Source organism: Sphingomonas telluris (assembly GCF_022568775.1).
GTDB classification, from domain to species: Bacteria; Pseudomonadota; Alphaproteobacteria; order Sphingomonadales; family Sphingomonadaceae; genus Sphingomicrobium; species Sphingomicrobium telluris.
Genome location: NZ_JAKZHW010000001.1, coordinates 180,522 through 206,604, shown reverse-complemented (window position 1 = coordinate 206,604; position 26,083 = coordinate 180,522). Strand labels below are relative to the sequence as shown.

Below are 26,083 nucleotides of genomic sequence, written 5' to 3'. Positions count from 1 at the left end.
CGAAAAGCCTGGAGCTCAGTCTCGGGGATGCTCCATGTCTCGTTCGCGTTTGGGGAGGATTGCGTCTGCCATCGCGCTGCTTTGCGCGAGCCCGACGCTCATCGGCGGTCTCGGACCGCGCCAGAATTTCGAGGAGCGTCTGCTTGCTGCGCAGAACCGTGAGCGCGACGCCATGGGCGTCGCGCCGCTGACTTGGGACCCCGTCCTCGCCCGCTCCGCACGCGATTGGGCGCGCTATCTCGCCCGCACCGGCAAGTTCGAACATTCGCCCGACGACCCCTGGTACGCCGAACCGGAAGGCGAAAACCTGTGGGGCGGAACGGTCGGCTTCTATCAGCCGGAAGCGATGGTCGGCCTGTGGACCGCGGAAAAGCGCGACTACAAGCCGGGCGTCTTCCCGAACAACAGTCGCAGCGGCCATGTCGAGCGGGTCAGCCACTACACGCAGATGATCTGGGCACGCACCGGCTCGGTCGGCTGCGCGCTGGAAAAGGGTCGCGACGAGGACATTCTCGTCTGCCGCTATACCCAGACCGGCAACGTGTTGGGCGAAAAGCCCCTGTGATGCTTGAACGCGCCGCGCTCGTCATCACGCTCGTCGGTGGGACCGCGATCGGTTTCCTGTGGCCGACGCACAAGGCGGCTCCCGTCGCGGCATCCTCAGTGCTCGAAGTCACATTGGAGCGCAATTCCGACCGTCACTTTTACGCAGACGCGAGCGTCAACGGGCAGGAAATCCACTTCCTCGTCGACACCGGCGCGAGCGAGATTGCGCTGACCGAGGACGACGCGAAGAAGGTCGGCCTGACCGTCGAGCCGGACAAGTATCAGCTCGTCGGCGAAGGCGCCTCCGGCATCGTCCGTGGTCAGTATGTTCAGCTTAAGAACGTCGAGCTCAACGGCATCAAGATGACCGACGCGAAGGCGGTGATCGTGCAGGGCGCAAACATCTCACTGCTCGGCCAGCCGTTCCTCGAGAATGTCGACGAGATCGTCATCCGCAAGGGCGAGATGGTCCTGCGCGACGACAAGAATTCCTAGGCGGCGACCACTTCCTCCAGGAAGGTCCGATAGCGCCGGGCGATATTAGACCAGTCGAACTCACGCGCGCGCTTCACGAACGCGTCGGGCGATGAGGCGCTCGCGGCCAAACCTGCCTCGATCTTCCTAACCAGATCGCTGGGATCGTCAGGATCCGCAAGGAAAGCGCCGTCACCCACGATCCAGCGCGTTCTGGGAAGGTCGATGCCGATCACCGGCTTCCCGCACGCCATGGCCTCCAGATAGACGTTCCCGAACGGCTCATCCCTAGAGAGATGAAGGAAAGCATCCGCGCTTCGATAGAGCGCCGGCATCTCTGCGGGCGGCACGGTCAGCTGCTTGTACCGCCCCGGCATCACTTCATCCGCGACCTGCTTGAGCTGCTCACGCAAGGGACCGTCGCCCGCAACGACCAAGTTCGCATCCGGAACCTGCGCAACGGCGCGTATGGCTTCCTCGACATTCTTGCTGGCGATCAGCGCGCTGACCATCAGGACGACGCGCCCGTTCGTTGGAAAGCCCAGGCGCTCGCGCTCGGCGGGACCCGGCGTAAATCGGCCCGTGTCGATGCCGTTCGGAATCAGCGTCGACCGGTACCGCTCCGAGTTGCGCTCGAGAAAGTCCGGATTGGTGCAGACGAGCCCGTCACAATCGAAGAAGCGGAACTCGGCATTGTTCGCATATGCCGGCCAGTCGCCGTTCTGCGTCACGAACACATGCTTCGGCCGATACCCTCCGGTCGGCCGCCGCAGCGCCCAGCTTGTCCATGGGTAGGCGCACGTAACGGTCACATCGTAGTCGCCGGGGCGAAAGACGCTCAGCAAACCGGGGCCGAACGAGGCCTCCTCCCATGCCGTTTCGTTTCGGAACATGGGCAGAGTGGGCCATCGCTCGAACCACTCGCGGCGCATAGCGGGAGCTCTGATGTACCGATACTCAGCGCCGGGCCTTTGCGGGCCCGAACCGATGAGCGTGACTTTGTCGCCAGCCCGTGCAAGCTGCGAAGCCAGTGAAATGAAGACGACCTCGGCTCCGCGATCGACACGATGCAAACCGGCAAGGGCAAACAGGATTTTCACGTGACCAGTCTTAGTCAGTTCGTTTGCCGGGGGTCTATCCATCTTGATGATGTCGCGAGTTAACGCCGCTCTGGCGAAGATCCCGCGGCAGACCGTTATCCGCCTTGGCTGGGCGACGGGATCGTTCGGCCTGATCCAGGTCTTCCGGCTGCTCAACAATGTCGTGCTGGCGCGGCTCCTCTCGCCACCGCTCTTCGGCCTGATGCTGATCGTCAATTCGATCCGCACCGGCGTCGAGCTTCTGTCCGATGTCGGGATCAATCAGAACATCGTCAGCAACCGCCAGGGCGACAAGCCGGAGTTCTACGACACCGCGTGGACCATCAAGGTCATTCGCGGGATCGCGCTCGGCGCAATTTGCTTCCTCTGCGCCAACGCATTCGCGCGCTTCTTCGAGAAGCCCGAGCTGGCGATCATTCTTCCCGTCATCGCGCTGACGTTCGTGTTCCTGGGCTTCCAGTCGGCGAGTGCTTCGCTGCTCCAGAAACAGAGATCGGTCGCGCGCAACAGCATCCTCGACCTTTCGGTCGCCGCCATTTCGCTCGCGCTGCACGTGGCACTCGCGCTGATCACGCCGACGATCTGGGCGCTCGTCCTCGGGTCCGTGATGACCAGCGCAGCTGCACTCATCGCCAGCTATCTCGTTATTCCTGGGCGCCGCCATCGCTTCATCATCGACCGCGTCGCCGCGAAGGAGATCATGACCTTTGGCAAATGGATCTTCATCTCGTCGATAATCTACTTCGCCGCAGTCAACTTCGACCGGCTCTACCTCGCCAAGCAAATCAGCCTGACGATGCTCGGCATCTACTCCATCGCGCGATCGATGGCGGACATGATGAACATGCTGGTGGTCCGCGTCAGTTACATGGTCCTGTTCCCGACAGTCGCGGCGATGGATGTCACAGCGCAGGAGCTTCGCGCGAAGCTCATCCACGCGCGGCGGATCATGCTCTGCTTCGTCGCGGTCGGCCTCGCCTGCTTCGTCGCCGTCTCCGACATCGTCGTGCAGCTGCTCTACGACGTCCGTTACGAAACCGCCGGCGCCATCCTGCCCATCATGTTGCTGGGTGTATGGGTGTCGATCCTCAGCGTCGTGAACGATTCCGTCCTGCTTGGGACCGGCAAGCCCGCCTACACGACCATGGCCAATGCCGCGAAGCTCGCGACGTTCGTCATTGGCGTTCCGCTCGGCTTCCACTTCGGCGGAGTACTTGGCGCAGTCGTCGTCCTGAATGCCGGCGAGGTCATGCGGTACATCGTGCTCTGGGCTTTCAGCCGGAAGCAACACCTGGGATTCGGGCGCGAAGATCTCGGGCTGACCGCTCTCTTTCTCGTCAGCGTACTCGTCGCGCGAGAAGCGCTCTCTGCAATCGGACTTAGCGGCGACGCCTTCTCGCTCTTCCCGTTCCTCGATCCGTCATGGTGGGTCCGATGAGCCGCCGCGTCGCCTATCTGACGAGCCAGTATCCCGCGGCGTCGCACACCTTCATTCGGCGCGAAGTCGAGGCTCTGCGCCAAGAGGGCTGGACCGTCGAGACGTTCAGCATCCGTCCGCCCGGACGTGGGGAAGCGGCCAGCGCGCGCGATCGCGCCGAAGAAGCCGGGACCTTCTACGTGCTGCGCCAATCTGCGCTGTCGTTTCTCGGAGCTCATGTCGCGTCCTTGCTCGGCAGTCCGGGACGGTATTTCAGAACGCTCGGCCTTTCGCTGACGCACCGCGCGCCGGGCCTACGCGGCCTGCTCCTCGGCCTCGCGCACTTCGCTGAGAGCGCCCTGCTCGCCCGCGAGCTGAAGCGCCGGCAGGTCCCGCATCTCCACAACCATTTCGCGAACTCCGCCGCCACGGTCGGGCTGCTTGCCAGCAGGCTCAGCGGGATCAGCTGGAGCTTCACGATGCACGGCATCTCGGAGACCGATTTTCCCGCCGGCCTCATGCTCGGGCGGAAGATCGAAGCGGCAACACTGGTCGCCTGTGTGTCCTGGTTCGGGCGCGCCCAAGGCCTGCGGCTTGTTGGGCCGGAGCATTGGGACAAGGTGCACGTCGTGCGCTGCGGCCTTCCATTCGATCGGTTGCCGGCACGCGTACCTTCAGACGGCCCTTCGAAAACCATCGTGTGCGTGGGGCGACTGTCGCCGGAAAAGGGACAGCATGGCCTTCTCGAGGCCTTCGCAAGGCTTCGTGAGGCGCGCCCCAACCTGCAGCTGCGCCTCGTCGGTGACGGCCCCGATCACGCGTCACTCGAAGCGCACGCAAACCGCCTCGGCATCGCTGACGCAGTCACATTTGCCGGTCGGCTACCGGAAGAGGAAACGCTCGCGGAAATTGCGCGGAGCGACCTGCTCGTGCTCCCAAGCTTCATGGAAGGTCTGCCCATCGTCCTGATGGAAGCCATGGCGCTCGGCGTACCCGTCGTCGCGAGCCAGGTTGCCGGCATTCCCGAGCTCGTCGAGCATGGATCGACGGGGCTCCTGTTCGAACCGTCGAACTGGGCCGACCTTGCAGGGAAAATCGAACGCCTGCTGAGCGACGAGCAGCTCTATGCGTCCATCACGGCCAACGCGCCCGCGAAGGTCAAAGCCGAATTCGATACGCTCAAGTCGGCGGCTCGGCTCTCCGAGTTGTTCAAGCAGCCGGCCAAAAGGATCGCTTCATGATGAACGGCCGCTTCACATTCGGGCTGCGCGAAGCGATCGTCCTCGCATTGCTCGCCATCGCGATCGCTGGCGCGGTAGCGATGCTGCACAGCTGATTAGCGTCCGGTTCGAAGCCACTCGTCGGGAGCGCCGCGCCGCGCGAGGCCGAGGTAGAGCGGGATCTTCCACAGCACATACAGCGGCATCCGGACCAACGCACCCAACGACATGAACTCACGTCCTTCGCGCAGCCATGCGAGAAGCACCGCGAACCCGGCTGCGGTGAGAAGCGATAGCTGGACGACAACGGGCCAAGCGCCCGCGCCCGATACGAGGGTTAGAAGCGTCGCAAAGATGAGCACTCCCGCGTTCAGGAGCGCGAACAAGGCGAGCGGCGGCACGAGCAGGTCCAGCCCAGCCAGCAACCCGCGTATGTCACCTCTCGCCAAGGAGCGCAGTGCGAGCCGCGGAGCGTGGCGAAGCGCCGTGGCGATGAACCCACCCTCCCAGCGACGCCGCTGGATCATCGTGCCCGCCTCGCCGGCCCCGCCGCTCCACACGAACGCGTCCGTGACGAGCTTCGGGGCGTGCCCCGCGTCCGCGAGCTCGAGCCCGAGCGCTAGGTCCTCGACAATGCTCGATCGCACCTGCCCCGATGCGCTGAACAGGGCGAACGGCATGGCCATTCCGGTGCCGGTCAGGTGCACGCGTCCAGCGAGACGCTGCAGTCCTCGCTGCCGAACCAGGTTCTTCAGCATGAATGCAAAGGTCGAAACCTGGACGAGCGGAGAGCCGTCCCGATTTGCTCGAAGCAGGTTCACGGTTTGACAGGGCCGTCCCGATTTCGCCACTTCATCGACGAGCGCCTGAAGGCTCGGGCCATCGATCGAGCAATCGGCGTCGAGGACCATGAACACGTCGGGCGGATTGGCAGCGAGATGTGCCGCGGCGTAATCAAGCGCGTAGCCCTTCCCGCGCCGTTCTGAGTCATTCCGTTCGAGGACTTCGACGCCGTGCTCACGTGCAAGCTCGACGGTCGCATCGTCGCAATTGTCCGCAACGACCAGCACGCGGATTCCCGCGCTCAGAGCTTCCTTGAGGTTGCGTAGGGTCGCGGCGATGACTGCCGCCTCATCGTGCGCCGGAATGACAATGACCGCCGACGTAGTCGTCGCGCGATTCCGCCGCCCACCACGCATGCGCGGCAGGCCGGCCAGAACCTCGATCGTGAAGAAGAGAGTCAGGACCGCGAACGGCGCAAGCAACAGTGCGACAAGCGCGGTCACGAACAGGCCCTCTTTTTCATTCTTGAAACGTTTCCATTAACTTGAAGGGAGTTTAGACTAGGTTTAGCTTTTCCTCGGACAATCATCGAGACAGGCGTGTGACGATTCCAGGGGTATCCTTTTGCTGTTAGCCCGAGCGAGACCCCAGGTCAGTCTCTTCCGTTCGCTTACCCTGGCGGACATCGTACTGCTTGTCGGCGCGGCAATCCTCGCGGTTCCGACCATGTTCCAGGTCGGCGAGTTCAATTGGACCACCGAACAAGGCGGTCATGGGCCGATCGTGCTCGCCACCGGCCTGTGGCTGCTGTGGCGGGAGATCAAGACCAGTCCGGCCGAGCGGAAGCCTGGCAACCTGGTCATTGGCATCCTGGGCCTTGGAATTCTCCTGAGCATATATTGCCTCGCGCGGATCACCGGCATTCTGGAGATCGAAGCGCTTGCGATGTACGGCGCCCTCATCGTGGGCGCCTACATGCTCTTCGGCGGCGCTTTCATCCGCTCGATCTGGTTCCCGCTCATCTATCTGGCACTTGCCCTTCCGCCTCCGGATTCAGTCGTTGCGGCCGTTACCCAGCCGATCAAGATCGCCATCTCCGAATGGGCGGTCACCTTGCTCTACGCGCTGGGCTATCCCATCGCGAGCTCGGGGGTGACCATCCAGATCGCCCAGTACGAGCTGCTGGTCGCGGCGGCCTGCGCCGGCCTCAACTCGATCATCAGCTTGTCGGCCATTTGCTTGTTCTATGGCTACCTGAGGCATCGGACGAATTTCGCGGCCTTCGTAATGATCGCCCTCGCGGTCATTCCGATTGCGGTCTTTTCCAATTTCATCCGCGTCCTGATCCTCATCTTGATCACCTATTATCTCGGTGAATCGGCTGGCCAGGGCTTCCTCCATGACTTCGCGGGACTGACCATGTTCTCGGCAGCGCTGTTGGCTGTCTTCGTCATCGACAGCATCTTCACCCGCTTGCTTCACCTCCGTTCGGCAAAGGCGGCGCAGTGAGCGAAGCGGATAACCTGACGGCGACGAAGCTTACGCGGCGCAAGTTCGCGCTCGGCCTCGCCTTCGCATCCGCGGCGGGGGTCGCGGCCGCGCGCCAGCCGAACCGCAACGTGGACTACCTCGGCAAGGCCAAGCTCGAGGACGTTCTTCCCAAGAAGCTCGGCCGCTGGACCTTCGTGTCCAACAGCGGCCTGGTCGTGCCTCCGGAGGACCAGCTTTCGCGCGCCATCTACAGCCAGCTGCTGACGCGCGTCTATGCGCGCGATGACGGCCTCGGCATGATGCTGCTCATTGCGCAGAGCGCCAGCCAGACCGGCATCCTGCAGATCCATCGGCCGGAGATTTGCTACACGGCTGGCGGCTATCGCCTGTCGGACATTGAGCCGCACATGATCAAGCTGCCGTGGGGCACGATCCCGGCGATGAGCCTGTCGGCCAGCAGCGACAACCGCACCGAACAGCTCCTGTATTGGACGCGGATCGGCGATCACCTGCCCACGACGTGGCGTCAGCAGAGGTTGGCCGTGGCGATGGACAATCTTCGCCGTGTCATCCCCGACGCAGTGATGGTCCGCGTCTCGACCCTTGGAAAAGACCGCGCGGGCGCACTCGCCGGGATGGACGATTTCATCACGTCGATGATGCAGTCGATCTCGCCACAGCTTCGCCGCGTGCTGATGGCCTAGGGCCTCACCTCTTCGGCCAGGATTTGAACGGCCGGAGATAATAGACGATGAAGGCGAGCGTCGCGATGATCAACGGCACTGCGATCAGGTGCAGCCCCTTGTTGCCTATGTAGTTGGCAACCGCGCAGCCGAGCCCCGCGCCCAGATACAGAAGCAGCGAGTCATGCTCGTGCTGCACTTCCTCCGAGGTAGAGCGCTGCATGAACAGGACGACCAGTCCTGCAAAGATGGCTACAGTGACCCAGTCGTAGACAGTTTCCATGTTCCCCCTCCGCGAAACCTCGTGGCGCGGTATCAATTCTGTTGCTATGGCCGGTAACAGCGTCATTTTCAAATGGTTGGGGGTCGGAAGTGCGTACCAAAATCATACTGGCACTCGGGCTGGCGGTGCTGTCATCGGCTTGCGACAAGAAGGCTGAGGGCCAGACGGTTGCAGTCGTGAACGGTGAGGAAATTACCGCCGCCGAACTCAACGCGGAGCTCGCGAGCGCGCGCCTTCCGGAGGGCATGAGCCAGAAGGATGCACGTGCGCGGGTACTCCAGGCCATCGTCGATCGCAGGCTGGTCGCTCAGCAGGCGAAGAAGGACGGCATCGACAAGTCGCCGGACTTCCTGAACCGCCAGCGCCGCATGAACGAAGATCTGCTGATCAACATGTACGCGTCGCGCCAGATCGACACGGCACAGTTGCCCTCCCCGCAGCAGGTCCAGAACTTCGAAGCGTCGCGGCCGGAGATGTTCGCGAACCGCGAGCAGTGGAACCTGGACCAGGTGCGGTTCAAGACGCCGACCGACGCCGCCGTGAAGGCCAAGCTCGATCAGGCGAAGTCAATCGACGAGGTCGTTCAGGTGCTGACGGCCGCGGGCATCCAATTCCAACGCCAGAAGAACCGCCTCGATACGGCGGTCATCCCGCACAACATGTACGGCCAGATCAAGACGAGCACGCCGGGTGAGCCCTTCGTGGTGCCCGTCGGCGACCAAATGATTGCGAGCGTCATCACGTCGCGCGAACCGGCGCCGCTGCTTGGCGAAAAGGCGCGTCCCATCGCCGTTGCGGCCATACGGCGCGAGCAGGCGGCGAAGCTGATGCAGGATCGGCTGAAGAGCCTGCAACAGGCCGCCAAGATCGAATACAAGGAAGGATATGCGCCGGCGACGAAGTGATCGTCGCCGAGCCCTTACTTACTTGGAGCTGGAATCCACCTGACCGTATCCGGCGGCGTAATAGTCGTCGACGCCGTAGCCTTCGCTGACGACGCCGCCGCGATACTTGTTCAGGATGACCCCAGCGAGCCGGCCCTCGCCCAACAAGCTTACGGCGTCGTTGATCTCGCGCTGCTTCGTCTTCCCTTCCTCCGCGACCACGATGTACGCGTCCAGGCGCGCCATCACCGTCGCCGCGTCGTCATTGGCGAACACCGGCGGCAAGTCGAAGATGAAGAGGTTCTTCTCGGACGACACGCGCATGGAGCGAAGCAAGGTTTGCGCGCGCTCGCTTGCCAGCATTTCGGCTGAGTGAATACGTCCGGCCGTGGTCGGCATGATCAGCAACCGCTCGCCCTCGAGGCGGTAGGCAGACGGCGCTTCGCCATTGCCTTGGCCTTCGAGGTAGTCGGTCACGCCGCGCTCCGGCACAATGCCGAAGAAGCCACTGAGCGAGCCGCGACGCAGGTCGAGATCGACGACGTAGGTCTCGAAGCGCGGGTCGCGGCTCAGGGCGGCTGACACGTTAGCGGAGATGAACGACTTGCCGACGCTTGGCGTAGCGGAAACCACGCCAATCATGCGCCAGCCGCGCTTCGCCTGAAGTTCGAGCAAGCGGGCGCGGATCATGTTGAAGCTGCGCGACCGCGCATCCATGCTGTCGAAGCCAAAGATGCCCCGCGACTTGGCCATGGCCGAGTCCCAGGGGATCTCGATCGCGGCATCGCGCGTCGGGATTGGAGTCACCGATAGAGAGCTAGGCGCGTCGCTCAACTGCGCCGCTCCTGAAGCGTCAGGAAGAGGGTTATGCAAGTCGCGGCTCTCTCTTTCTTCTGAGCAAGGAGAAACGCTTCTTACCCGGCTTGGATTGAAGAATGGGTACGACGCCCAAAACCGGCAGTCCCATGGCCTGAAGCTGCGCGGGGCTGCGCATCGGACGGTTCAGCAATTCGATAAGAAGCGCGAGAAGCAGGCCGAAGCCGAGACCCGCGGCTGCGCCGGCGCCGATCACGATCGGACGGTTAGGCCAGTGCGGCGTGTCCGGAAGGTTCGGCGGCTCGACCAGCGAAAGGCGTTCAGCGCGTTGCTCGTTTGCCAGGCGTGCACCGCTCTGCGCCTTCAAAAGATCGTCCGCGATCGTCTTGTACTGAGCGCGCAGGGTGTTCGCCTGATTCTCCAGCTGCATCGCCCGTTCCATGATTGCCGGCGCTCGTGCCTGGCCGGCCATGGAAGCGTTCGCGCGGCCGACCGCCGCATTCCGGGCGGCATTCAGCTGCGCGATGGCGGCATTGTTCGCCCTGATCTGCTCCTGCACCGAGGCGCTCGGACCCACGCTGCCCGGACCCTGGGCGCGCCGAAGCGTCGCCACGCGTTCCTTGGCAGCGATCACGTCCGGGTGGGAATCGCTATACATCGCCTGAGCCGCAGCCAGAGCCGCCTCAGCCTGAGAAAGCGCGGAATCCCCGCCTGTCCCGTTGGACTGCGACAGCAGCTGGCGGTTCTGGTTCTCCAGGTTCGCAATCTGCGCGGTGTAGCTGCCCGTGTCGACGAAGGCCGGCCCGCCGGCGCTCGCGAGCGCTGAACCATTGCTGGCCTTCAGCGCTGTGATCTGGCCCTCGACGGCCTGGATCTGCGACTGCAGCTTGCTGGCCTGATCGGTGAGGAAACGAACGGTCAGGTTGGCCTGATCCTCGACCTGTTCGCTGTCCATGCGCAGGAACTGCGTCACGTAGGCCTGCATGACCGCCTGAGCCTTCGCAGGGTCGGGATAGTCGTAGTCCATCTTGATCGCGATGACGTCGCTCTTGTTGTCGCCGCCGGAGCCGATGTCGCCCGACAGCGCGCCGACAGTGGTCGCCTTGCGCATCTTGTCCACGACATAGGACATCGGCTTCGACCGACGCTCCGTCGGGTAAAGATCGTTCTGCTCGATGACCGAGATGAGGTCGCCGCGGCTGAGAACCCGCTCGCGGATCTTGGCGATGCGTTCCTCGATCTTGCCGGCGCCCGGAGCTTCGACGACGTCCGTCGACAGGTCCTGCGATTCCACGAGCATCGTGGCGCTGGAGCGATACAGCGTAGGAAGCGTGAACGCGGTGATCAGCCCGGCCAGGAACAAGACCACGAACGAGATGATCACGTAGAGCCGCCGGTGCCAAAGGATCGTCGGCAGGTGATTGATCAGCCACGCTCCGCCGCCACTTTCGGCGCGTTCAATAGTGGTGGTTTCCATCATCCCAGGTCGCCTAGGCGGTATCGCAGGAAAAGCGAACCGCTGTAATCGTTATCTGGGTTAGGACCCGGCTGGTTGTAAGCTCGCGCGCTGACCTCGGCGCCGACCGAGAAGCGCGGGTTGATGCGACGATCGTAACTCGCTCCCGCGCGGAAGTAATCCGACTTCAGTAGTTCGTCCGTCTGCTTGTCCTCGTAGTGCGAATAGCCGGCGGACAGTTGCAAGCTGCTCTTCTCGTCGATCTTCTTGTACCAATCGAGGCCGATCGTGTCCGTGGTCAGGATCGAGGCCAGCGACGAGGTCTGAGAGAAACGCTGGACGTTGGCGCAAAGGCGATCGTCGAGCGTCTGGCGACAAAGCGACCCGCTGAGCGCGAGATCAGTCGAAGTGTCGCTGTTCCCGCCTCGATCGACCTTCGTGAAGCTTACGCCCACGCTGCCTGACGCACTCCATTCCTCGCTTAGCCTTGTGTTGAGAGTGATCGCCGGGCTGACAATGGAGGAGCTGTCGGAAGAATTCTGGTATTCGGTGTGCTCGCCCGAAAGCCTGAAACCGACCGTCGTACGCTCGGATAGTGAGTGATCGTAGGCGACCGTGCCAAAGACCGTCGTGTAATCGTTGAGCACGTCAGCAGTGTACATGTAACGCTGAGCGCCTGCGGAAATCGTCAGAGATCCGCGCTCGCTCGTCCGAATGGACGCGCCACCCTGCCCGTAGACGCGATACTGGCGGCCGGTAAACGAGAAGAGATTGGGATCGGTTACCCCGCCGGGCGGCAGCGGCACGGTGGGATCTGGTCCCGGTGGCGTGGCATTGAGGAACCTGTTGCTCAGCTGCCCTGAAAGGTCGCCGCTAACGCCGGCCGATCCGAAGATGCTGACCTTCTCGCTGACTTGCTGAGTGTGGTTCGCGTCGAGCGTGAACAGGCTCTCCAGCCCGTAATTGTTGAAGTAGGTCGACCCTTCGACGAAGCCCGAAATGCTCGTGCTGCTGTGCTCTCCGCGCCAAGTGTGCACGCCTCGCGCCGAAAGCCGGCCGAAGAACGATCCTTCCGCATCGACGACACGAAGGAACGGGTTGGACGAATATCCGAGGCCCGCCGTGAAATCGATGAAGTTGAGCGTACGCGTCGGGGTCAAGTCCTCCGCATCGACGCTCGCGTTCGGCTGCTGCGGAGGCGGCTGCTGCGTTTCAGTGTCTTGCGCAACGGCCGGACTGGTGACGGCGAAGAGCGCCACGGCCGTGGCGGCAAGACATTGACTGCGAAAAGATCTCATCAGGGCACCACCAAAGTATCCCCGCTCTGGATGAACGGAACGTCGTTTTCCGAAAGCGCGGTGCTGTCGCCCTTGAGGGCGTCACCCAGGCGCAGCCGGATGGTCTGGATCTGCTGACCGTTCTTGCGAAGAATCTTGGCGCCATTGATCGAAGCGAACTCCGAAGGTCCGCCGGCGATACTAAGCGCTTCCAGCGCATTCACGTAGCGTCCAGGCGTGTAGGTCCCGGGCGCCTTGACCTTCCCCACTACCGAGAATTGGTAGCCGGAGGGATTCTTAACGCTGACGGTGATCTGCGGAACCGGTCCGCGATATTGCGGCTGCAGGGCTGCTGAAATCACCCTTTCGAGGTCCGCCGGCAGTTGTCCCGCGGCGACGACCTGGCCGATCAGCGGGAACGCGAATGTACCGTCGGGGAGCACGCGAACCGAGCGTTGGAGCCGTTCGTCGCCCCATACGAGGATTTCAAGTTCGTCGCCCGGATTGATCCGGTAAGCGGGTCCGGGAACCGCAACCGCGGCTCGCGCTTGTGGCACGGGGGGACGCGTCTGCGCGCCCGCGGGCTGGGCTAACGAAAGCGAAATCAGGAGAATACTGAGGATCGAAATCAAGACTTTACGCACCAAGGATCCTTTCGCCCGAAGCGCACGTGAGGTGCCCCGCCCGTGGCCATACTAGGTTACAAAGAGATAACTCGCAGAGTAGTATATTCAAATTATGAAGTTTCGACGCCCGTTTTTTGCGGTTTGTTGCATGGCCGCCACGGCCCTTTCGCTTGCGCTGACGGGCTGCAATTCGTCGGAATCGCGCGCTCGCGCCGCCTTCAGCGACTACCAGGCCGCGATAGCCGCGGGCGATTTGAAGACGGCTCGCTCGGCCCTGCTGAAGCTGGTCGCCGCGCAGGATGACGACCCCGATTATTGGAACGAGCTGGGCAAGGTTCAGCTCAAGCTCGGGGCCTATCCGGATGCTTATTACGCCCTCACGCGAGCGCATGAGCTGGACCGCACGAACGCCGACGTCCTGGGAACAATGACACAGCTGGCGTTGCTCAGCGGCAACATCGATATGGCCGAGCAGCACGCCCGCCAGTTGGAGTTGCTCGTTCCGGAACATCCAGCTGTGAAGCTCGCCTACGGCTACGTCGCGCTTCGCAGGAACGACCTCGACGAGGCCAACAAGCAGTCGGATGCGCTCCTTCAGGCCTACCCCTACGATCCGAGCGCGAAGCTGCTGAAGGCGCGGATCCTCCTAACCATGGGCCAGCGCGACGAGGCTGTTACGCTGCTCGAAGGCCAGGTGAAGGCCAAGCCCGACGACATCGGTTCACTGAAGGCGCTGGTCGCAATCCAGCAAAGGAGCGCGAACTGGCCGGCTGTCGTGACAGCCGCGAGCCAGGTCGCGCAGCTCAATCCCAAGGATCGCGATGCGGGATATACCGCGATCGACGCGGCTTTCCGGGCTAACAACCTCGAGGCCGCGAAGCGCCTTTCGGAGCCCTACCTCAATCGCGATGCCTCGCCCGACGATGTCGAGGCGGTCCTTCGCATCTGGGCTACTCGCTGGAAGACTCCCGAAGCGGTCGCGGCGGCGCGGAAGGCGGCGGCCGACGCCACGCCGGACCAGCAGCTCGCCTTTGCCACCTATTTCAACACCGTGGGCCATCCGGAGGATGCGGCGGCCTTGGTCGGAAATGCACCGAAACTCCCGGTGACAATTGCGAATATGAGCCTGAACGCCGTGATTGCAGATTACCTCGCCCAAACAGGACAACAGGCCGAAGCGAAGCAGCTGTTCAATACGATCCTGGAGAAGGAGCCGGACCATGTTACGGCCCTAAGAGGCCGTATTAACTTGGAAATAAGGTCCGGGCAGGCAAAAGCGGCCATCACCGACGCGCAGAGATTGATCAGCGTAATGCCCAAGTCCGGGCGCGATCGTCTCGTGCTCGCCAATGCTTATGCGGCGGCGGGCGATGCCCGTCAGTTCGACAGGACACTCTGGAATGCGTTCCACGACATCCCGGCCAACTTCGAACTGTATGAAGCCCTTCGTGCCCATGTCGCCCGCACCCAGGGTCCGCAGGGCGTCCAGAGCGTCGATGCCGAGTTTGCGCAGCAGCGCGACGTGTCGCTTGCCAGAGAGTTCATCTGATGCCGGGCGCTGAAAACGCAGCCGCTCCAGTCGAGGTGCCAAAGCGCGCCTCCAAGCCCGGCGTTCGGTTCACGTCGAATATTGTCGGGCCGATTTTCCTCGCCGCGGACCTGATCTGCCTGGCGATCAGTGCTCCGATGGCGCTATTCGCGTACGATCAATTGGTCGGCGTGCGAGTGATCCTTTCGGTCCATGTTTTCGCATTCGCCGTCATGGCCGCGACGTTCCTGCTGATCCGCTCGTCGAGGAAGGCGTACCGCCGAACGCTGGTCGACCTCGTCGACGGAGACGGCGAAGTGTTCGTCGACGCCATCGTCGCCACTCTGGTCGCCTCGGCGCTCGTCTGGCAGTTCGGCATGATCGACAATTACTCCCGCGGGGTCAGCTTGCTGTTCCTCGCGTCGATGATCTCGACGCTCGGGATCTCGCGGCCCTTGATCGGGCGTTACCTCGATCGGCTGGCCGCACGAGGAGCAATCGAGCAGCGCATCGCTTTCTATGGGGCCGACCCTCAGTCGCTCAAGATGATCAGGCGGCTTCTGGATGGTCTCGAGCTCCCGCATTTGCGGTTCGTGGGTGTCGCCGATGATCGCCCCAAGGTCGGCGCTCTCGAAGACTTAAAGTTCCTTGGCGGCTACGAGCAGCTTGCGGAGCTCGCCCGGCGCGGCGAGATCGACCAGGTGCTGATCAGCGTTCCCAACCTGCCGCCGGCCCGCCTCCACGACATCGTGGACGGGTTGAGCGAGGTGTCCGTGGACGTCTCGCTGATCCCTGCGGAAGCGATCGAGCTTGCACCGGACTACAAGGTGCACCTCTTGGGCTCCCTGCCCGTTCTCAACCTGTGGCAACGGCCGTTCCGGGACATCAACCAGTTCGTGAAGCACGGCGAGGATCTGCTGATCGCCGGCATCGCTCTGGTCTTTCTCGCGCCCGTCATAGGCGTCGCGGCGCTGCTCGTGCGCCTGTCGAGCCCGGGTCCGATCCTCTTCGTGCAGCCGCGCGTCGGCTTCAACAACGAGGTCATCAACGTCTACAAGTTCCGCACGATGTACGCGGACATGACGGACGTTGGCGCCCGCGCGACGACGACCAAAGACGATCCGCGCGTAACACCGGTCGGCCGCGTCCTGCGCAAGCTCAGCATCGACGAGCTACCGCAGCTTCTGAACGTCATTCGTGGCGACATGTCGCTGGTGGGGCCGCGGCCCCACGCGCTCGAGATGCGTGTCGGCGACCATTACTATCAGGACGCCGTGCGCGGTTATGCCGGCCGCCACCGGGTGAAGCCGGGCATTACCGGCCTCGCACAGGTCCGTGGCCTGCGCGGCGAGATCCGGACCATCGATCGCGCCAAGCGGCGGGTCGAGCTCGACAAGCAATATATCGATCACTGGTCGCTATGGCTGGATGTCCGTATCCTGTTCGCAACGGCACGAGCGGTGCTGTTCGACCGCGATGCCTACTAATCGTGAGAGCTTTCTGGACGTCGGCTTCGATGTCTTGGCGCTCGACGCGCTGGTCTCCCGCGTCGCGAGCGTAAGCGCGGACAGCAAGTACCAGTATCTCGTCACGCCGAACGTCGATCACATGGTCCGGCTGCACAAGCAGGGCGAACAGATCCCGGAGCTGGCCGAAGCCTATCGCGATGCCGACCTATGCGTCTGCGACAGCAAGGTGCTCGCGCGCCTGGCTAAGTGGCGCAATCTCGAATTGCCCGTAATCCCAGGAAGCGATCTGGTCGAGTTGATGTTCCAGGGCGTGATCGCGCGCGGCGACCGGCTGGCGGTCATCGGTGGCGATGACAGCCTGCTGCGCGGCCTCCAGGCGCGATATCCGCACGTGGAATTCGTGCAGCATTGTCCCCCGATGGGCCTGATGCGCAATCCCGCGGCCCGACGAGAGGCAGCCAATTTCATCGCCAACTCCAAGGCGCGCTTCGCCTTCATCTGCGTCGGATCGCCGCAGCAGGAGTTGATTGCCGCAGAGGCGGCGAAGATAGACGGCGCTCGCGGGCTCGCCTTGTGCATCGGGGCTGCGCTCGAATTCCTGACGGGCGACCAGAAGCGAGCGCCCGTCCTGGCCCGGCGCCTGGGCCTGGAATGGGCTCACCGGCTACTCACCAATCCCCGGCGTCTGTGGAAGCGCTATCTGGTCGACGGTCCGGCCATTTTTGTCCTCGCCTATCGCTGGCGGCGGAGTGCCGTGTGAAGATCGAACCTGTAGGGCAATGGTCGGTCCTCCGGCATAAGCGCCATTGGGCGTTGGCCGGCATCTTCGTTGCGCTGCTGGCGTTCGCAATTGCCGCCTTGATGCTCTTCAGCGACGGCCGCTCGGCCACAATCAAGCTGCCTTCGAAGAAAAGCGTGCAGGAAGCCTCGAACGGTTCGGCGATGAGCCTCAACCTTCCGCCGCCCGACTTGCTGCGTCCGATTTCGCCCGAGGAAGCGATGAAGGAGAATGCGGAGCGCGCTTTCTCAGGGCGCCCCGATACGGCCGCCGCCGCTTTCAAGTTGAAGGCGGACGATGTCAGTCGGAAGCGCGCGCTCGAGTGCCTGACGCAGGCGGTCTATTACGAGGCTGCGTCCGAGGGCGCCGATGGCGAGCGCGCCGTCGCCCAGGTTGTGCTCAATCGCATGCGTCATCCCGCCTACCCTTCGAGTGTCTGCGGGGTCGTCTACCAAGGCTCGGATCGCGTCACCGGCTGCCAGTTCACGTTCACGTGCGACGGCTCGCTCGCCCGGGTTCCCGTGCCCTCGCTGTGGAAGCAGGCGCAGAAGCTTGCGGAGCAGGCGCTTGCCGGAAAAGTCTTCGCGCCGGTTGGACACGCAACGCACTATCACGCCGATTTCGTGCTGCCCTACTGGGCGGACTCCCTGGACAAGTCGGTGCAGATCGGCCGACACATCTTCTATCGTTTGAAGAACGGCCTCGGATCGAGCTCGGCTTTTTCCCAAAAATATGCCGGGAACGAGCCCGCGCCGCCTTCACCCGCGACCGTGGAAGTTGCGCTGGACGCGGCGGACAACGCCGTGGATCCAATCATCTCGACGCCCGATCCCGACGCGCTTCAGGCGCCGGGCGGTCAACTGGTAACGCCGGTCGAAGCCAAGCCGCAATTGGCCGCCGATGCATCGAAAGGCTCCTTGTTGCTCGATGGACCGGGCCTCGCGCCCGCAGCGACCGAGACACGGCCGGCCAAGAAGCAGCAGGAAAGCTGCAACACCGGCAGTTCCTCGAACCATCTGCGACCGCTGTCCGCGAACAACGTCCGCTCGCAGGGCGGCAGGAGCGGCTGCTAGGGGTTCAACGCTTCCACTGAAGACGGCGTCGGCCGCCGCGAGGAAAAGCGGTCCACGACGTTGCGGCGCAGCCACTTGAGCATTGGCTTCTCGATGAAGTGAAAGATCGCCGCTGCCAGCGCCGCGCACACCATCGAGAGAATGATTGCGCCAACGACGCTGTCGATCGGCGCCATCGGAACCAGCGCATCGAACCCGATATCGAGCACGATGGTGATGCACAGGATGTGGATGAGGTACAGGACGTAAGAAGAGTCACCGAGGTGGCTTAGGCGCCGCAGCAACCTCGGCAGCGGCCCCGCCTGCTCGAACAGCAAGCATCCGGTCACTAGCAGGATGCTCGGAATTCCCCAGATCACTGACAGCGGCACCGTTCGGTAGTCGATCAGCGCTCCGAGAATGAACATCACAACGCCAATCGCGACCAGGCTCAATCCCAACGGTCGCGTTCCGACCTTTCGCCGGGCGAAGAAATAGCCGAGCCAGCAGCCCGCGCAGAACTCCAGGATCAGCGGGTTCGTCCCGATCGCGAGCGGACCGGTAAAGCCGACCAGTACCCCCAAGGCGATCGAACCGACGAAGAATCCGGTCAGGACCAGCAAAGCACTGAGCGCCGGCAGCCAAAGCAACGCGGCGAAGCAGATGTAGAAATAGAGCTCGTACGAGAGCGTCCATCCCGGCCCGATGATCGCGGACGATTGCACGGGCAGAAGCAGGAACGCTCCCAGCCACTGCAGCGGCGTCAACTCGTACGGAGTGCCGAAGGACTGATGGTAGGCGACGTACGCTGCGCAGCACAGCCAGTAGATCGGGAAGATTCGGACGAAACGCCGCAACAGGAAGCGTTTCGTCGGCATGCCCACGTCGGTTCCGCCGAAGCTTGTGTGCATGATCACGAAGCCGCTAATGACGAAGAACACGTGGACGCCCGCGGCGCCAAGCTCGAACCAATAACCGAGCGTTCCGGGCGCACCCTTGGTGAGCGCCTGCTGCGAATGGAAGATCACGACGGCGAAGGCCGCGACGAAGCGCAGGAATTGAATAGACAGGACTTCCGCCGGACCGCGCCGCGGCGAGCCTGAAGTGGTTGAAGTTACAATCTCAGGCGTCTCGAACATTTGCCCCGCACTCTAGTGAACGGCCCCACGGCAGCAACCCGCAGACTGCAGATGAGTTCGCCCTGTTCCAATCATGGTCAGTCGAGCAGACAAATGTTGCCGCCTCGGAAATTCGCGTCTTAGATGAAGGGCATGTCGATCCTTCCCGGCAAAGTCGAGCGTGCTCTCACCAAAGTTCTTGGACACGAATCCGCTCTGTCGGACGAGGAAGCGGCCTATCGGCGGCTGATCGCAAAAGGTTTCCGGCCGGCCGGGATCATCGACGTCGGCGCTTATCAGGGCGATTGGACGCGGCTTGCGCATCGCCTCTTTCCGGACGCGCCGATCCTGATGGTCGAAGCGCAGGATGGCAAAGCGGCCGGCCTGCAAGCGATCTGCACGGAGCTGGACAACGTCTCATTCGCTTCCGCCGTGCTGGGGTCGACCGCAGGCCGCGAAGTGACCTTCTACGAGATGGAGACGGGCTCCTCCTACTTCCCGGAGCAGAGCAACGCTCCGCGAAAGGAGCGGACATACTTTACGCGGACCCTGGACGAGCTGGCGGAGGGCTTTGCCGCTCCGCTCTTCCTTAAGGTGGACGTTCAGGGCGCTGAGCTCGAAATCCTCGCCGGCGGAGCCGAAACGCTATCGCGCTGCGAGCTGATCCAGCTCGAGGTCGCGCTCTTGCCCTACAACAAGGGCGCGCCGACGATGCTCGAGGTCCTGAACGCGATGGACTCGAAGGGCTTCGTTCCGCTCGATATTTCGGGCTTTAGCAGGCCGAACGGCGTCGACCTGGTCCAGGTCGATATCCTGTTCGCGCAGCGCGGCTCCGCCCTGCGTCCCGAATTCATTTCCTTCGACCATTTCGCTCCGGCCAACCCGGAAGGCTGAAGTGGACATCGCGGCCAAGTCCGAGCCGAACAAGGAACCGACCAGTTCCTTCGTCCGGCCGCCTACTCCGACGCATGATTTCAGGTCGGACATCGACGGCCTCAGGGCCATCGCCGTCATTCCAGTCGTCCTGTTTCACGCCGGGATATCGGGCTTTTCAGGAGGCTTCATCGGCGTCGACGTCTTCTTCGTCATCTCCGGGTTCCTGATCACCGGGATCCTTCTGCGGTCGATCCACGACCGGACGTTCTCCATACGCCGCTTCTACGAGCGGCGCATCCGGCGCATCCTGCCCGCGCTTACGCTTGTGCTGGCGGTCAGCACCGCAGTCGCGCTTCTGGCCTACGACCCCGACACACTCGTGAGCTACGGCAAGTCGCTCCTCAGCGTCTCGCTGTTCGGGTCGAACTTCTACTTCTGGAAATCAGTCGGCTATTTCGCGGCGCACGCGGACGTCCAGCCGCTGCTGCACACCTGGTCGCTCGCGGTCGAAGAGCAATTCTACATCTTCTACCCGCTGCTCCTCTGGGCGCTCGTCTGGTTCAGGATCCGCATCCGAACCGTCATCGCCGTCATCGCGGCCGTTTCCCTGGCGCTGTCGATCTACGCCACGACGCACGCTCCGGGCGCCAACTTCTATTTGCTTCCGACGAGGGCCTGGGAGCTGATGGTCGGCGGCCTGCTCGCGGCGAGCCCGAAGATCGAACTGAGCCGGATGATACGCCAAGTCACGGCGCTCGCGGGCCTGATCATCATCTGCGCCTGCGTGTACGTCTACGATGGCACAATGCCCTTCCCGGGACTGACCGCAGTGCCGCCTGTCCTCGGCACCGCTCTGGTGATTTTCAGCGGTCACAACGAGGGGAACGAGGGCTCGGCCTTGCTGCGAACGGCGCCGCTCGTCGCCGTGGGGCGCGCGTCTTACTCCTTCTACCTCTGGCATTTTCCGGCGCTGGCGTTCGGTGCCTATCTCGCGGCCGGGAAGATCTCGCCAACATCCGGCTTCATCCTCTCGCTGCTCAGTCTCGGCGCTGCGCTTCTCACCCTCCGTTTTGTCGAAGACCCGGTCCGGCGTTCGCGCAAGAGCACTGCGGTCGTCCTTCCGCTCGCCGGAATGGCCTTCATGGGCATTTGCGGGCTCGCTATCGCAGTCTCCAGCGGCCTTCCCTCGCGTCTGCCTGCCGCGAGCCTAGCGGCGGCCAACGCACCGCGTGACAAGTCCGTGCATCACATGGAGTGCATGAGCGTCGACAATGCGATCGTGCCGCCGTCCAAAGCCTGCCTGCTAGGCGACAAGAAAGCGGTGCCGCACGTGCTGCTGTGGGGCGATTCCCACGCAATGGTGACGGCGACGGCCATGGAGGCATCAGCCCTTCGGCAACGCGCGTCCTTCCTGTTTGCGGCGGCGGCTGACTGTCCACCCGGCCTCGGCTTCGCTATCAGCGCGAACTTCGTTGCCAGCCTGACAACGACGCCGTCGTACCGCTTCTGCGGCGACTACAATTCCCAGATGCTGGACAGGGCGCTGCACCCCGACATCAAGACCGTCGTGCTATCCGCGCGATGGTCCAACTGGCGCATCGATGAGCCGCCGAACCCGACCGAGGAAGACCTCGACATCCGCCTGTCTGAAAACGGACGCGATGCTCCGCATGGCGGCAATCACCAAGTCTTCGAACGCGGCTTCACGCGCCTGGTCGCGGAGCTCACGGAGGCCGGAAAGACAGTCGTCATCGTCGGACCCGTTCCGGAACCACAGTTCGACGTGCCGAAACTCCTCTACGTGCAACGCTTCGGCTTCGCCCCGCCGATCAAGGATGTGTCACGCGAGGATTACGAGCATAGGCACGCCCGCATCCTTGCCTATTTCCGTCGGCTGAGCGCCCAGTACCCGGTCACCTTCGTCGAGCCGGTGGATAGGCTATGCCGAGGGAGCGTCTGCCCCGTGTCGGACGCGCAAGGCCCACGCTACTTCGACCACAATCACCTGAGCGTGCGCGTCGCGAAGGAAATCTCGCCGCTGTTCGATCCGATCTTCAGCAGAACCGAATAGGCGACTTACCCCCAATCTGTGCGCCGCCGCTCGAAAACGTAGAAATCGGCGAAGGAGGTTTCTCCGCCATCGTCCAATTCCTCTGCGTAAGGATTAAGCAGATGCTTTGTCAGGACGAAATCCCGACGAAAACTACTTACCCATTTGGTAAATTTACGATGCCTCACATGAGGAGCGACGAATCCACGATTATCGTTGCTCGAATAGACAATCACGAAGCGCGCGGAGGCATCGAAGAGCCGCTGCATGTAGGCATCGAACACTTCGTCTTCGACCAGGTGGTAGATCACGTCCAGCGAGAGGACGAGGTCCGCTTCAAGATCGGCGAGTACTCCGAAGTGTGCAGGAAATGGATGTCCGGCCGAGCGCGGAATTTCTCCCGCGCTACGTCCAGGACGGTTCGAGAGACGTCCAGCCCGGTGTAGACCGGGTATTCGGCAAGCTCGAGCTGGGCTCCATCGCCCGAGCCGAACTCAATGACCGACTGCACCTTTTCCGATCGAACGAAGTCATTCAGGAACTGTGCCTTAAAGAGTGCAAGGCATCCGTACGAACCGGCCCCTGAATTGCCGCCGTCCCGATAGCGTCCCTCCCAGTAATCGGCCGAGCTGTCGATTTTCCTGGAGCGAATTTTCCGCGCAAAATCGATCAGCGCGCCGCCACCAGCAACTTGTCTGAGCAGAGACTTGACCTGCACAGTGCCCCGCTGTCCTGAGAGAGAGACGCGGGATAGTTATCCCAAGTGGCCATTTAAAGGAACTCGACGCCGAACCGTTGGGCGACCTTGGCCATGTAGGAGCCAGCGGGCGGCGGCGCGCGCTTCAGTTCGCCGAGTCTCGAGTGCCACATGTGGACCGTCAGCGTGTCCTCGGCGAGCATGGCCTCAATCTCTTCCGCGGGCCCGTAGAGCTTGCGCGCATCCTTCCACTCGACGGGATAGAAAACACGCGGCGGCAGGGTGAATTGCTCGAGCTCATGTTTCTTCACGAGATAGGTGACGAGCCCGGCCGCATAGGTGCCCCACGGCATGTCTTCGAGGGGGATCGTGCCCTTCTTCAGCCGCTCCAGGTAGAAGAGGAGCGATCTCTTCGGCCCAAACCATGGCGGCCGCTTGTTGGGTTGCGGGATCGAGAGGAGATCGGCAACGAACGGGGAGCCCGCCGGAGCCGCCATGACTGCATTGTTGATCCAGCCGGCATATTCCCAGCCAAACACATATTCGGACTCGACCGGGAAACGCTTCAGGAAGATCAGGTCCATGTCGACCCAGCGGCCATGTCCCTTGGCGAGCAAATTGTAGCGCCAGAAGTTGGCTCCGAGAGCGACGGCGCCGGTATCCGAATAAGAGATCAACTTCTCCTGCGGCATGATCTCCGCCGCGTCGCACAGCTCGACGCCGTCGGGCACGCCCTGAAGCTTGTCGGGCTCGTAGGAATAAAGCTTGAAGTGATGGCCCGTGCCGAGCGCCGACATGAGGCATAGCCGCTCGACGAAGCCGAGGGTGTTACCGACCCAAAGCGAATTGAGAACGGGCTTACCGTCACTCATGCAAAACGCCTCCGAACCCAATTCTTTGCCTTGCGCGCGACACCCGCGAGCGACGGGCTCACGCGATCGAGGAAGGTACCTTCAGCGATATCCGAGCGGGACGAGCGCTGAATGGCGATTTGCGCGAACACGGTCTTCAGCTCCGGGTGCGCGCGGCGAAACCAGACGATCGCACCATCGAACGGCGGCTTCACACCCGGCGAATAATGGCCCTGAGCGAGTGCGGTTGCGTCGGGCGGGAAGTCCGGATCGAGCGCGCTGTCCAGATAGTCGGCAAGCATCTTCGCTGCCTTCGGGCTGTAGCCCATGCAGTGCGCGCCGATGATGTTGGAGTTGATCAGATCGTCCGGTTCGTCCGCCTGATAGCCGCCGTAGAAAATATCCCATTCGGCGGGCAGTTCATACGAAGTGGTCTCAGGCGTGAAGTCGCAATCGTCTTCCAGAACGAGCACGGGCCCGCCCGACGAAGCAGCGTCCTTCAAGAGCGCCATGTGGCTGTGGTAACAGCCGTTTTCGCCCGGCGTGGCGAAGCTGCCCTTCTCCTTCGCTATCGAGCCCGGGAAGAAAGACACGCGGGGATCGCCGTCGAGCCCGAACTTCCGAAGCTCCGCAAGCATCTCGGCGCGCCTGTCGGCACGATGCGGAAGGTTCAGGATGCGGATGGACCTGAAAGTGTCGAAGAACATGAACCCCCACCGGCGAGTGCCGAGCGCAGCGCCTACTCTGTGAAGGTAAACAACTGCATTCGCAACGATCTCGCCCCGTTCAGTTCCGCAATGAAGCGGCCAGCTCCGCGGGTGCGAAGACATAGTCGCAGCTGAGGAGGTCCGTCTGGATGCCGAGCGTCTCGATCGGATCGATCGTCTGGAGTTGCTCGCGGTCGTCGCGCCGAATTCGAAACAGGCGATAATCCAGCTCGGCGAGATGCCGTTCGAGCTCGACCTGGCGTTCGACCCGGTCAGGGGCAGACGGCGGTAGCACTTCGACGACAAGGAAGGGACGAGCGCGCCTTAAGAGGGGCAGAAGCCCCCGCAAGACGAATAGCTCGCCGCCCTCGACATCGATCTTCACGACAGCGACTTCCTCGGGCAACGTCCCTTCGGGCAGCTGTTCGGGGTCGACGACCATAACTGACCTGGAGGCAACAACGTTCGATCGAAACGCCGGCACGATGCTCGCCGAAGGATCCGTGTCGTCCTCGCGGAACATCTCTAGATGGAGCAACGTCGTCCGGTCCGTGATCCCTGCGGGGACGACGGTGAATTTTAGGCCGTTCTTCTGGATCAGCTTCCACGCATAATCGACACAGGCCGGATTGGGTTCGAACCCGACGTAGGTCCGGTCTGGATCGATCGCGGCGACCTTCAACAGGGTCTGGCCCAGATTGACGCCGACATCGATGAAGGCACCGCTCTTCAGTGCGAGAAGCCGCTCAAGAACCTCCGACATCCACGGCTCCGACACGTAAGTCTTGCGGCCGTTGATGATCGGGATGACGAAGGAACGGCCCCCGACTTTCTCCCGATATGATCTGTCGAACATGCCCAACTTTCGAAGAAGAAAGTGGGCCGCCCTGTGTCGCAATGCCGGCATTGGTCCCCTCTGGTTACGCGAGTCAGTCCCCGGGCGTGGCGCAATACTCACGCCAGACGGCTTCTAGTTGTCTGTCGTTCGCTTGAAGCACGTTTTCGTGCTCCAGTCCCACGTCCTGTGATCCCTCCCAGTTCACAAGGGGAAAGCGGCCGCCGACTTGCCGGTGCTTCGTTCCAGCCCGCTTGGCCATGCAGAAGAGCCAGACGTCATCGGCCGTCGGAGCGAGGCGCTTGAGGGCTTCCATGTCTGTGACCTCCGGAGCGAGCGAGTGCGGAGGGTACAGCACACCCCCCACGCCCGTCGGAAACAGATCGTCGCGCAGCTCGCCATCGGTCACGATCTCCCAGCGCCAGTCCGCATACTTACCGAACTGGCCGTTCCGGCCCTGCGGCTGGTGAGCGCGGCGGCAAATGATTGCTGTCTCACCAGGCTTCACCGCTTCGACCAGGACGGCCAGCCAGTGCGGCGGGTAATAGACGTCGTCATCGGCTGTCACGACATAGGCCTCGGGAAAGTCGACGAGCGTGTGGATGAGCTTGTTATACGAGCGGATGTTCACGCACTTCCGGATCTCGAGGCCGACTTCCGTCAGAACCCGCACGTCTTCTGGTAACGCCGGAACGTCCTTGTCCTCGAGCCAGAGGATGGTCCGATCCGCCCGGATATCCTGAGCCAACAGGCTCTTCAGCGTCTTTGCGAGAGTCGGATAGCGGGGCGGGTAGGAAGTCAGGGAGATGATCAGCTCTCCAGGAAGGCCGTGCGGCAGCGCGGCAGGGCGCGAGAAGTTCGCAACCGCCCGCTCGGCCTCGCGGACGCGGACCTTCGCTCGTACGGCTTCCAGGCGGTCTTTGATCGGCTGGGCAAGCACTCGCTTCAGGACTCTCGCGAGCATGACCTCACTCACACTGCCGAACGGAACCGGTCGGCTATCACGGCTGGCCTGATCGAGCCAGCAGCGGTCCCTCTCGATCCGCGCAATTTTCTAGCGTTCTTG

Annotated in this window: 27 protein-coding genes; 13 read left to right on the top strand and 14 right to left on the bottom strand. The window is 62.7% G+C overall.

Annotated elements, in window-relative coordinates; translation table 11 throughout:
- The first annotated feature begins 34 nt into the window (after positions 1-34).
- Both LZ016_RS01055 and LZ016_RS01050 read left to right on the top strand, forming a co-directional pair.
- The gene (locus tag LZ016_RS01055; protein WP_241445202.1) at positions 35-565 is read left to right on the top strand and encodes a CAP domain-containing protein; all 531 of its coding nucleotides are present in this window, start codon (positions 35-37) and stop codon (positions 563-565) included.
- Entirely contained in the window at positions 565-1,041 is a 477-nt protein-coding gene (locus LZ016_RS01050; RefSeq protein WP_241445200.1) for a retropepsin-like aspartic protease family protein, read from the top strand. The genes LZ016_RS01055 and LZ016_RS01050 overlap by 1 nt, the downstream gene beginning before the upstream one ends.
- On the opposite strand, the gene LZ016_RS01045 is transcribed toward LZ016_RS01050, so the two are convergent.
- Positions 1,038-2,120 carry a glycosyltransferase family 4 protein gene (locus tag LZ016_RS01045; protein WP_241445198.1) on the bottom strand — a complete coding sequence of 361 codons (1,083 nt, stop codon included), beginning with the start codon at positions 2,118-2,120 and terminating at the stop codon, positions 1,038-1,040. The two genes, LZ016_RS01050 and LZ016_RS01045, sit on opposite strands and share 4 nt — an antisense overlap.
- Before the next feature lie 46 nt (positions 2,121-2,166).
- Here LZ016_RS01045 and LZ016_RS01040 point away from each other — a divergent pair, with 46 nt between their 5' ends.
- Together LZ016_RS01040 and LZ016_RS01035 are read left to right on the top strand one after the other, a co-directional pair.
- On the top strand, positions 2,167-3,558 hold the full coding sequence (locus LZ016_RS01040) for an oligosaccharide flippase family protein (RefSeq protein WP_241445197.1): 1,392 nt from the start codon (positions 2,167-2,169) through the stop codon (positions 3,556-3,558).
- Entirely contained in the window at positions 3,555-4,778 is a 1,224-nt protein-coding gene (locus LZ016_RS01035) for a glycosyltransferase (RefSeq protein WP_241445194.1), read from the top strand. Before LZ016_RS01040 ends, LZ016_RS01035 begins: the two co-directional genes overlap by 4 nt.
- Before the next feature lie 95 nt (positions 4,779-4,873).
- Here the strand turns inward: LZ016_RS01035 and LZ016_RS01030 are convergent, their stop codons facing one another.
- On the bottom strand, positions 4,874-6,043 hold the full coding sequence (locus LZ016_RS01030) for a glycosyltransferase family 2 protein (protein WP_241445190.1): 1,170 nt from the start codon (positions 6,041-6,043) through the stop codon (positions 4,874-4,876).
- A gap of 121 nt (positions 6,044-6,164) precedes the next feature.
- Here LZ016_RS01030 and xrtV point away from each other — a divergent pair, with 121 nt between their 5' ends.
- Together xrtV and epsI are read left to right on the top strand one after the other, a co-directional pair.
- Positions 6,165-7,049: an exosortase V gene (xrtV, locus tag LZ016_RS01025; RefSeq protein ID WP_241445188.1), complete on the top strand. Its 885-nt coding sequence runs from the start codon at positions 6,165-6,167 to the stop codon at positions 7,047-7,049.
- Positions 7,046-7,735, top strand: a complete 690-nt coding sequence (gene epsI / locus LZ016_RS01020; RefSeq protein WP_241445187.1) for an exosortase-associated protein EpsI, V-type — start codon at positions 7,046-7,048, stop codon at positions 7,733-7,735. The genes xrtV and epsI overlap by 4 nt, the downstream gene beginning before the upstream one ends.
- A gap of 4 nt (positions 7,736-7,739) precedes the next feature.
- Here the strand turns inward: epsI and LZ016_RS01015 are convergent, their stop codons facing one another.
- Complete coding sequence (locus LZ016_RS01015; protein WP_241445186.1) at positions 7,740-7,997, bottom strand: XrtV sorting system accessory protein; 258 nt, start codon at positions 7,995-7,997, stop codon at positions 7,740-7,742.
- Between the two features lie 89 nt (positions 7,998-8,086).
- Between LZ016_RS01015 and LZ016_RS01010 the strand changes: the two genes are divergently transcribed.
- Positions 8,087-8,902: an EpsD family peptidyl-prolyl cis-trans isomerase gene (locus tag LZ016_RS01010; RefSeq protein WP_241445185.1), complete on the top strand. Its 816-nt coding sequence runs from the start codon at positions 8,087-8,089 to the stop codon at positions 8,900-8,902.
- 18 nt (positions 8,903-8,920) lie between these two features.
- Here the strand turns inward: LZ016_RS01010 and LZ016_RS01005 are convergent, their stop codons facing one another.
- From LZ016_RS01005 to LZ016_RS00990, 4 genes are read right to left on the bottom strand one after another with little or no spacing between them, the layout of a single operon-like run.
- The gene (locus LZ016_RS01005) at positions 8,921-9,715 is read right to left on the bottom strand and encodes a CpsD/CapB family tyrosine-protein kinase (RefSeq protein ID WP_241445184.1); all 795 of its coding nucleotides are present in this window, start codon (positions 9,713-9,715) and stop codon (positions 8,921-8,923) included.
- A gap of 31 nt (positions 9,716-9,746) precedes the next feature.
- Complete coding sequence (locus LZ016_RS01000; protein WP_241445182.1) at positions 9,747-11,174, bottom strand: GumC family protein; 1,428 nt, start codon at positions 11,172-11,174, stop codon at positions 9,747-9,749.
- On the bottom strand, positions 11,174-12,412 hold the full coding sequence (locus LZ016_RS00995; RefSeq protein WP_241445179.1) for a hypothetical protein: 1,239 nt from the start codon (positions 12,410-12,412) through the stop codon (positions 11,174-11,176). Before LZ016_RS00995 ends, LZ016_RS01000 begins: the two co-directional genes overlap by 1 nt.
- Before the next feature lie 38 nt (positions 12,413-12,450).
- Entirely contained in the window at positions 12,451-13,074 is a 624-nt protein-coding gene (locus LZ016_RS00990) for a polysaccharide biosynthesis/export family protein (protein WP_241445175.1), read from the bottom strand.
- 130 nt (positions 13,075-13,204) lie between these two features.
- Here LZ016_RS00990 and LZ016_RS00985 point away from each other — a divergent pair, with 130 nt between their 5' ends.
- The 4 genes from LZ016_RS00985 to LZ016_RS00970 are packed head-to-tail and all read left to right on the top strand — an operon-like array spanning position 13,205 to position 17,904.
- Positions 13,205-14,605, top strand: a complete 1,401-nt coding sequence (locus LZ016_RS00985; protein WP_241445174.1) for a tetratricopeptide repeat protein — start codon at positions 13,205-13,207, stop codon at positions 14,603-14,605.
- The gene (locus tag LZ016_RS00980) at positions 14,605-16,071 is read left to right on the top strand and encodes an exopolysaccharide biosynthesis polyprenyl glycosylphosphotransferase (RefSeq protein WP_241445173.1); all 1,467 of its coding nucleotides are present in this window, start codon (positions 14,605-14,607) and stop codon (positions 16,069-16,071) included. The genes LZ016_RS00985 and LZ016_RS00980 overlap by 1 nt, the downstream gene beginning before the upstream one ends.
- A complete protein-coding gene (locus tag LZ016_RS00975) occupies positions 16,061-16,813 on the top strand; it encodes a WecB/TagA/CpsF family glycosyltransferase (protein WP_241445171.1) in 753 nt (250 codons plus the stop codon). Before LZ016_RS00980 ends, LZ016_RS00975 begins: the two co-directional genes overlap by 11 nt.
- Positions 16,810-17,904, top strand: a complete 1,095-nt coding sequence (locus tag LZ016_RS00970; RefSeq protein WP_241445169.1) for a cell wall hydrolase — start codon at positions 16,810-16,812, stop codon at positions 17,902-17,904. Before LZ016_RS00975 ends, LZ016_RS00970 begins: the two co-directional genes overlap by 4 nt.
- Here the strand turns inward: LZ016_RS00970 and LZ016_RS00965 are convergent.
- Positions 17,901-19,022 carry an acyltransferase family protein gene (locus LZ016_RS00965; RefSeq protein WP_241445167.1) on the bottom strand — a complete coding sequence of 374 codons (1,122 nt, stop codon included), beginning with the start codon at positions 19,020-19,022 and terminating at the stop codon, positions 17,901-17,903. The genes LZ016_RS00970 and LZ016_RS00965 overlap by 4 nt on opposite strands.
- Positions 19,023-19,154: 132 nt before the next feature.
- Here LZ016_RS00965 and LZ016_RS00960 point away from each other — a divergent pair, with 132 nt between their 5' ends.
- Both LZ016_RS00960 and LZ016_RS15605 read left to right on the top strand, forming a co-directional pair.
- Entirely contained in the window at positions 19,155-19,895 is a 741-nt protein-coding gene (locus LZ016_RS00960) for an FkbM family methyltransferase (RefSeq protein ID WP_241445164.1), read from the top strand.
- Between the two features lies 1 nt (position 19,896).
- A complete protein-coding gene (locus LZ016_RS15605) occupies positions 19,897-21,948 on the top strand; it encodes an acyltransferase family protein (RefSeq protein ID WP_241445162.1) in 2,052 nt (683 codons plus the stop codon).
- Positions 21,949-21,953: 5 nt separating this feature from the next.
- Here LZ016_RS15605 and LZ016_RS00950 read toward each other — a convergent pair whose 3' ends face one another.
- The 6 genes from LZ016_RS00950 to LZ016_RS00925 form a co-directional block, all read right to left on the bottom strand.
- Positions 21,954-22,238, bottom strand: a complete 285-nt coding sequence (locus LZ016_RS00950) for a hypothetical protein (RefSeq protein WP_241445160.1) — start codon at positions 22,236-22,238, stop codon at positions 21,954-21,956.
- The gene (locus LZ016_RS00945) at positions 22,235-22,645 is read right to left on the bottom strand and encodes a class I SAM-dependent methyltransferase (RefSeq protein ID WP_241445158.1); all 411 of its coding nucleotides are present in this window, start codon (positions 22,643-22,645) and stop codon (positions 22,235-22,237) included. The genes LZ016_RS00950 and LZ016_RS00945 overlap by 4 nt, the downstream gene beginning before the upstream one ends.
- Before the next feature lie 53 nt (positions 22,646-22,698).
- A complete protein-coding gene (locus LZ016_RS00940) occupies positions 22,699-23,496 on the bottom strand; it encodes a hypothetical protein (RefSeq protein WP_241445157.1) in 798 nt (265 codons plus the stop codon).
- Positions 23,493-24,182: a glycosyltransferase family 25 protein gene (locus LZ016_RS00935; protein ID WP_241445155.1), complete on the bottom strand. Its 690-nt coding sequence runs from the start codon at positions 24,180-24,182 to the stop codon at positions 23,493-23,495. The genes LZ016_RS00940 and LZ016_RS00935 overlap by 4 nt, the downstream gene beginning before the upstream one ends.
- Before the next feature lie 79 nt (positions 24,183-24,261).
- A complete protein-coding gene (locus LZ016_RS00930) occupies positions 24,262-25,038 on the bottom strand; it encodes an FkbM family methyltransferase (RefSeq protein WP_241445154.1) in 777 nt (258 codons plus the stop codon).
- A 73-nt stretch (positions 25,039-25,111) separates the two neighbouring features.
- Complete coding sequence (locus LZ016_RS00925; protein ID WP_241445152.1) at positions 25,112-25,981, bottom strand: glycosyltransferase family protein; 870 nt, start codon at positions 25,979-25,981, stop codon at positions 25,112-25,114.
- Positions 25,982-26,083 lie beyond the last annotated feature (102 nt).

Coding starts and splice junctions, on each gene's coding strand:
- LZ016_RS00980 (WP_241445173.1), top strand. CDS start 14,605: ATGCCGGGCGCTGAAAACGCAGCCGCTCCAGTCGAGGTGCCAAAGCGC.
- LZ016_RS00965 (WP_241445167.1), bottom strand. CDS start 19,022: ATGTTCGAGACGCCTGAGATTGTAACTTCAACCACTTCAGGCTCGCCG.
- LZ016_RS01050 (WP_241445200.1), top strand. CDS start 565: ATGCTTGAACGCGCCGCGCTCGTCATCACGCTCGTCGGTGGGACCGCG.
- LZ016_RS01055 (WP_241445202.1), top strand. CDS start 35: ATGTCTCGTTCGCGTTTGGGGAGGATTGCGTCTGCCATCGCGCTGCTT.
- LZ016_RS00975 (WP_241445171.1), top strand. CDS start 16,061: ATGCCTACTAATCGTGAGAGCTTTCTGGACGTCGGCTTCGATGTCTTG.
- LZ016_RS00935 (WP_241445155.1), bottom strand. CDS start 24,182: ATGTTCTTCGACACTTTCAGGTCCATCCGCATCCTGAACCTTCCGCAT.
- LZ016_RS00960 (WP_241445164.1), top strand. CDS start 19,155: ATGTCGATCCTTCCCGGCAAAGTCGAGCGTGCTCTCACCAAAGTTCTT.
- LZ016_RS01040 (WP_241445197.1), top strand. CDS start 2,167: ATGATGTCGCGAGTTAACGCCGCTCTGGCGAAGATCCCGCGGCAGACC.
- LZ016_RS01035 (WP_241445194.1), top strand. CDS start 3,555: ATGAGCCGCCGCGTCGCCTATCTGACGAGCCAGTATCCCGCGGCGTCG.
- LZ016_RS00930 (WP_241445154.1), bottom strand. CDS start 25,038: ATGTTCGACAGATCATATCGGGAGAAAGTCGGGGGCCGTTCCTTCGTC.
- LZ016_RS00925 (WP_241445152.1), bottom strand. CDS start 25,981: ATGCTCGCGAGAGTCCTGAAGCGAGTGCTTGCCCAGCCGATCAAAGAC.
- LZ016_RS01000 (WP_241445182.1), bottom strand. CDS start 11,174: ATGGAAACCACCACTATTGAACGCGCCGAAAGTGGCGGCGGAGCGTGG.
- LZ016_RS00985 (WP_241445174.1), top strand. CDS start 13,205: ATGGCCGCCACGGCCCTTTCGCTTGCGCTGACGGGCTGCAATTCGTCG.
- LZ016_RS00940 (WP_241445157.1), bottom strand. CDS start 23,496: ATGAGTGACGGTAAGCCCGTTCTCAATTCGCTTTGGGTCGGTAACACC.
- LZ016_RS01015 (WP_241445186.1), bottom strand. CDS start 7,997: ATGGAAACTGTCTACGACTGGGTCACTGTAGCCATCTTTGCAGGACTG.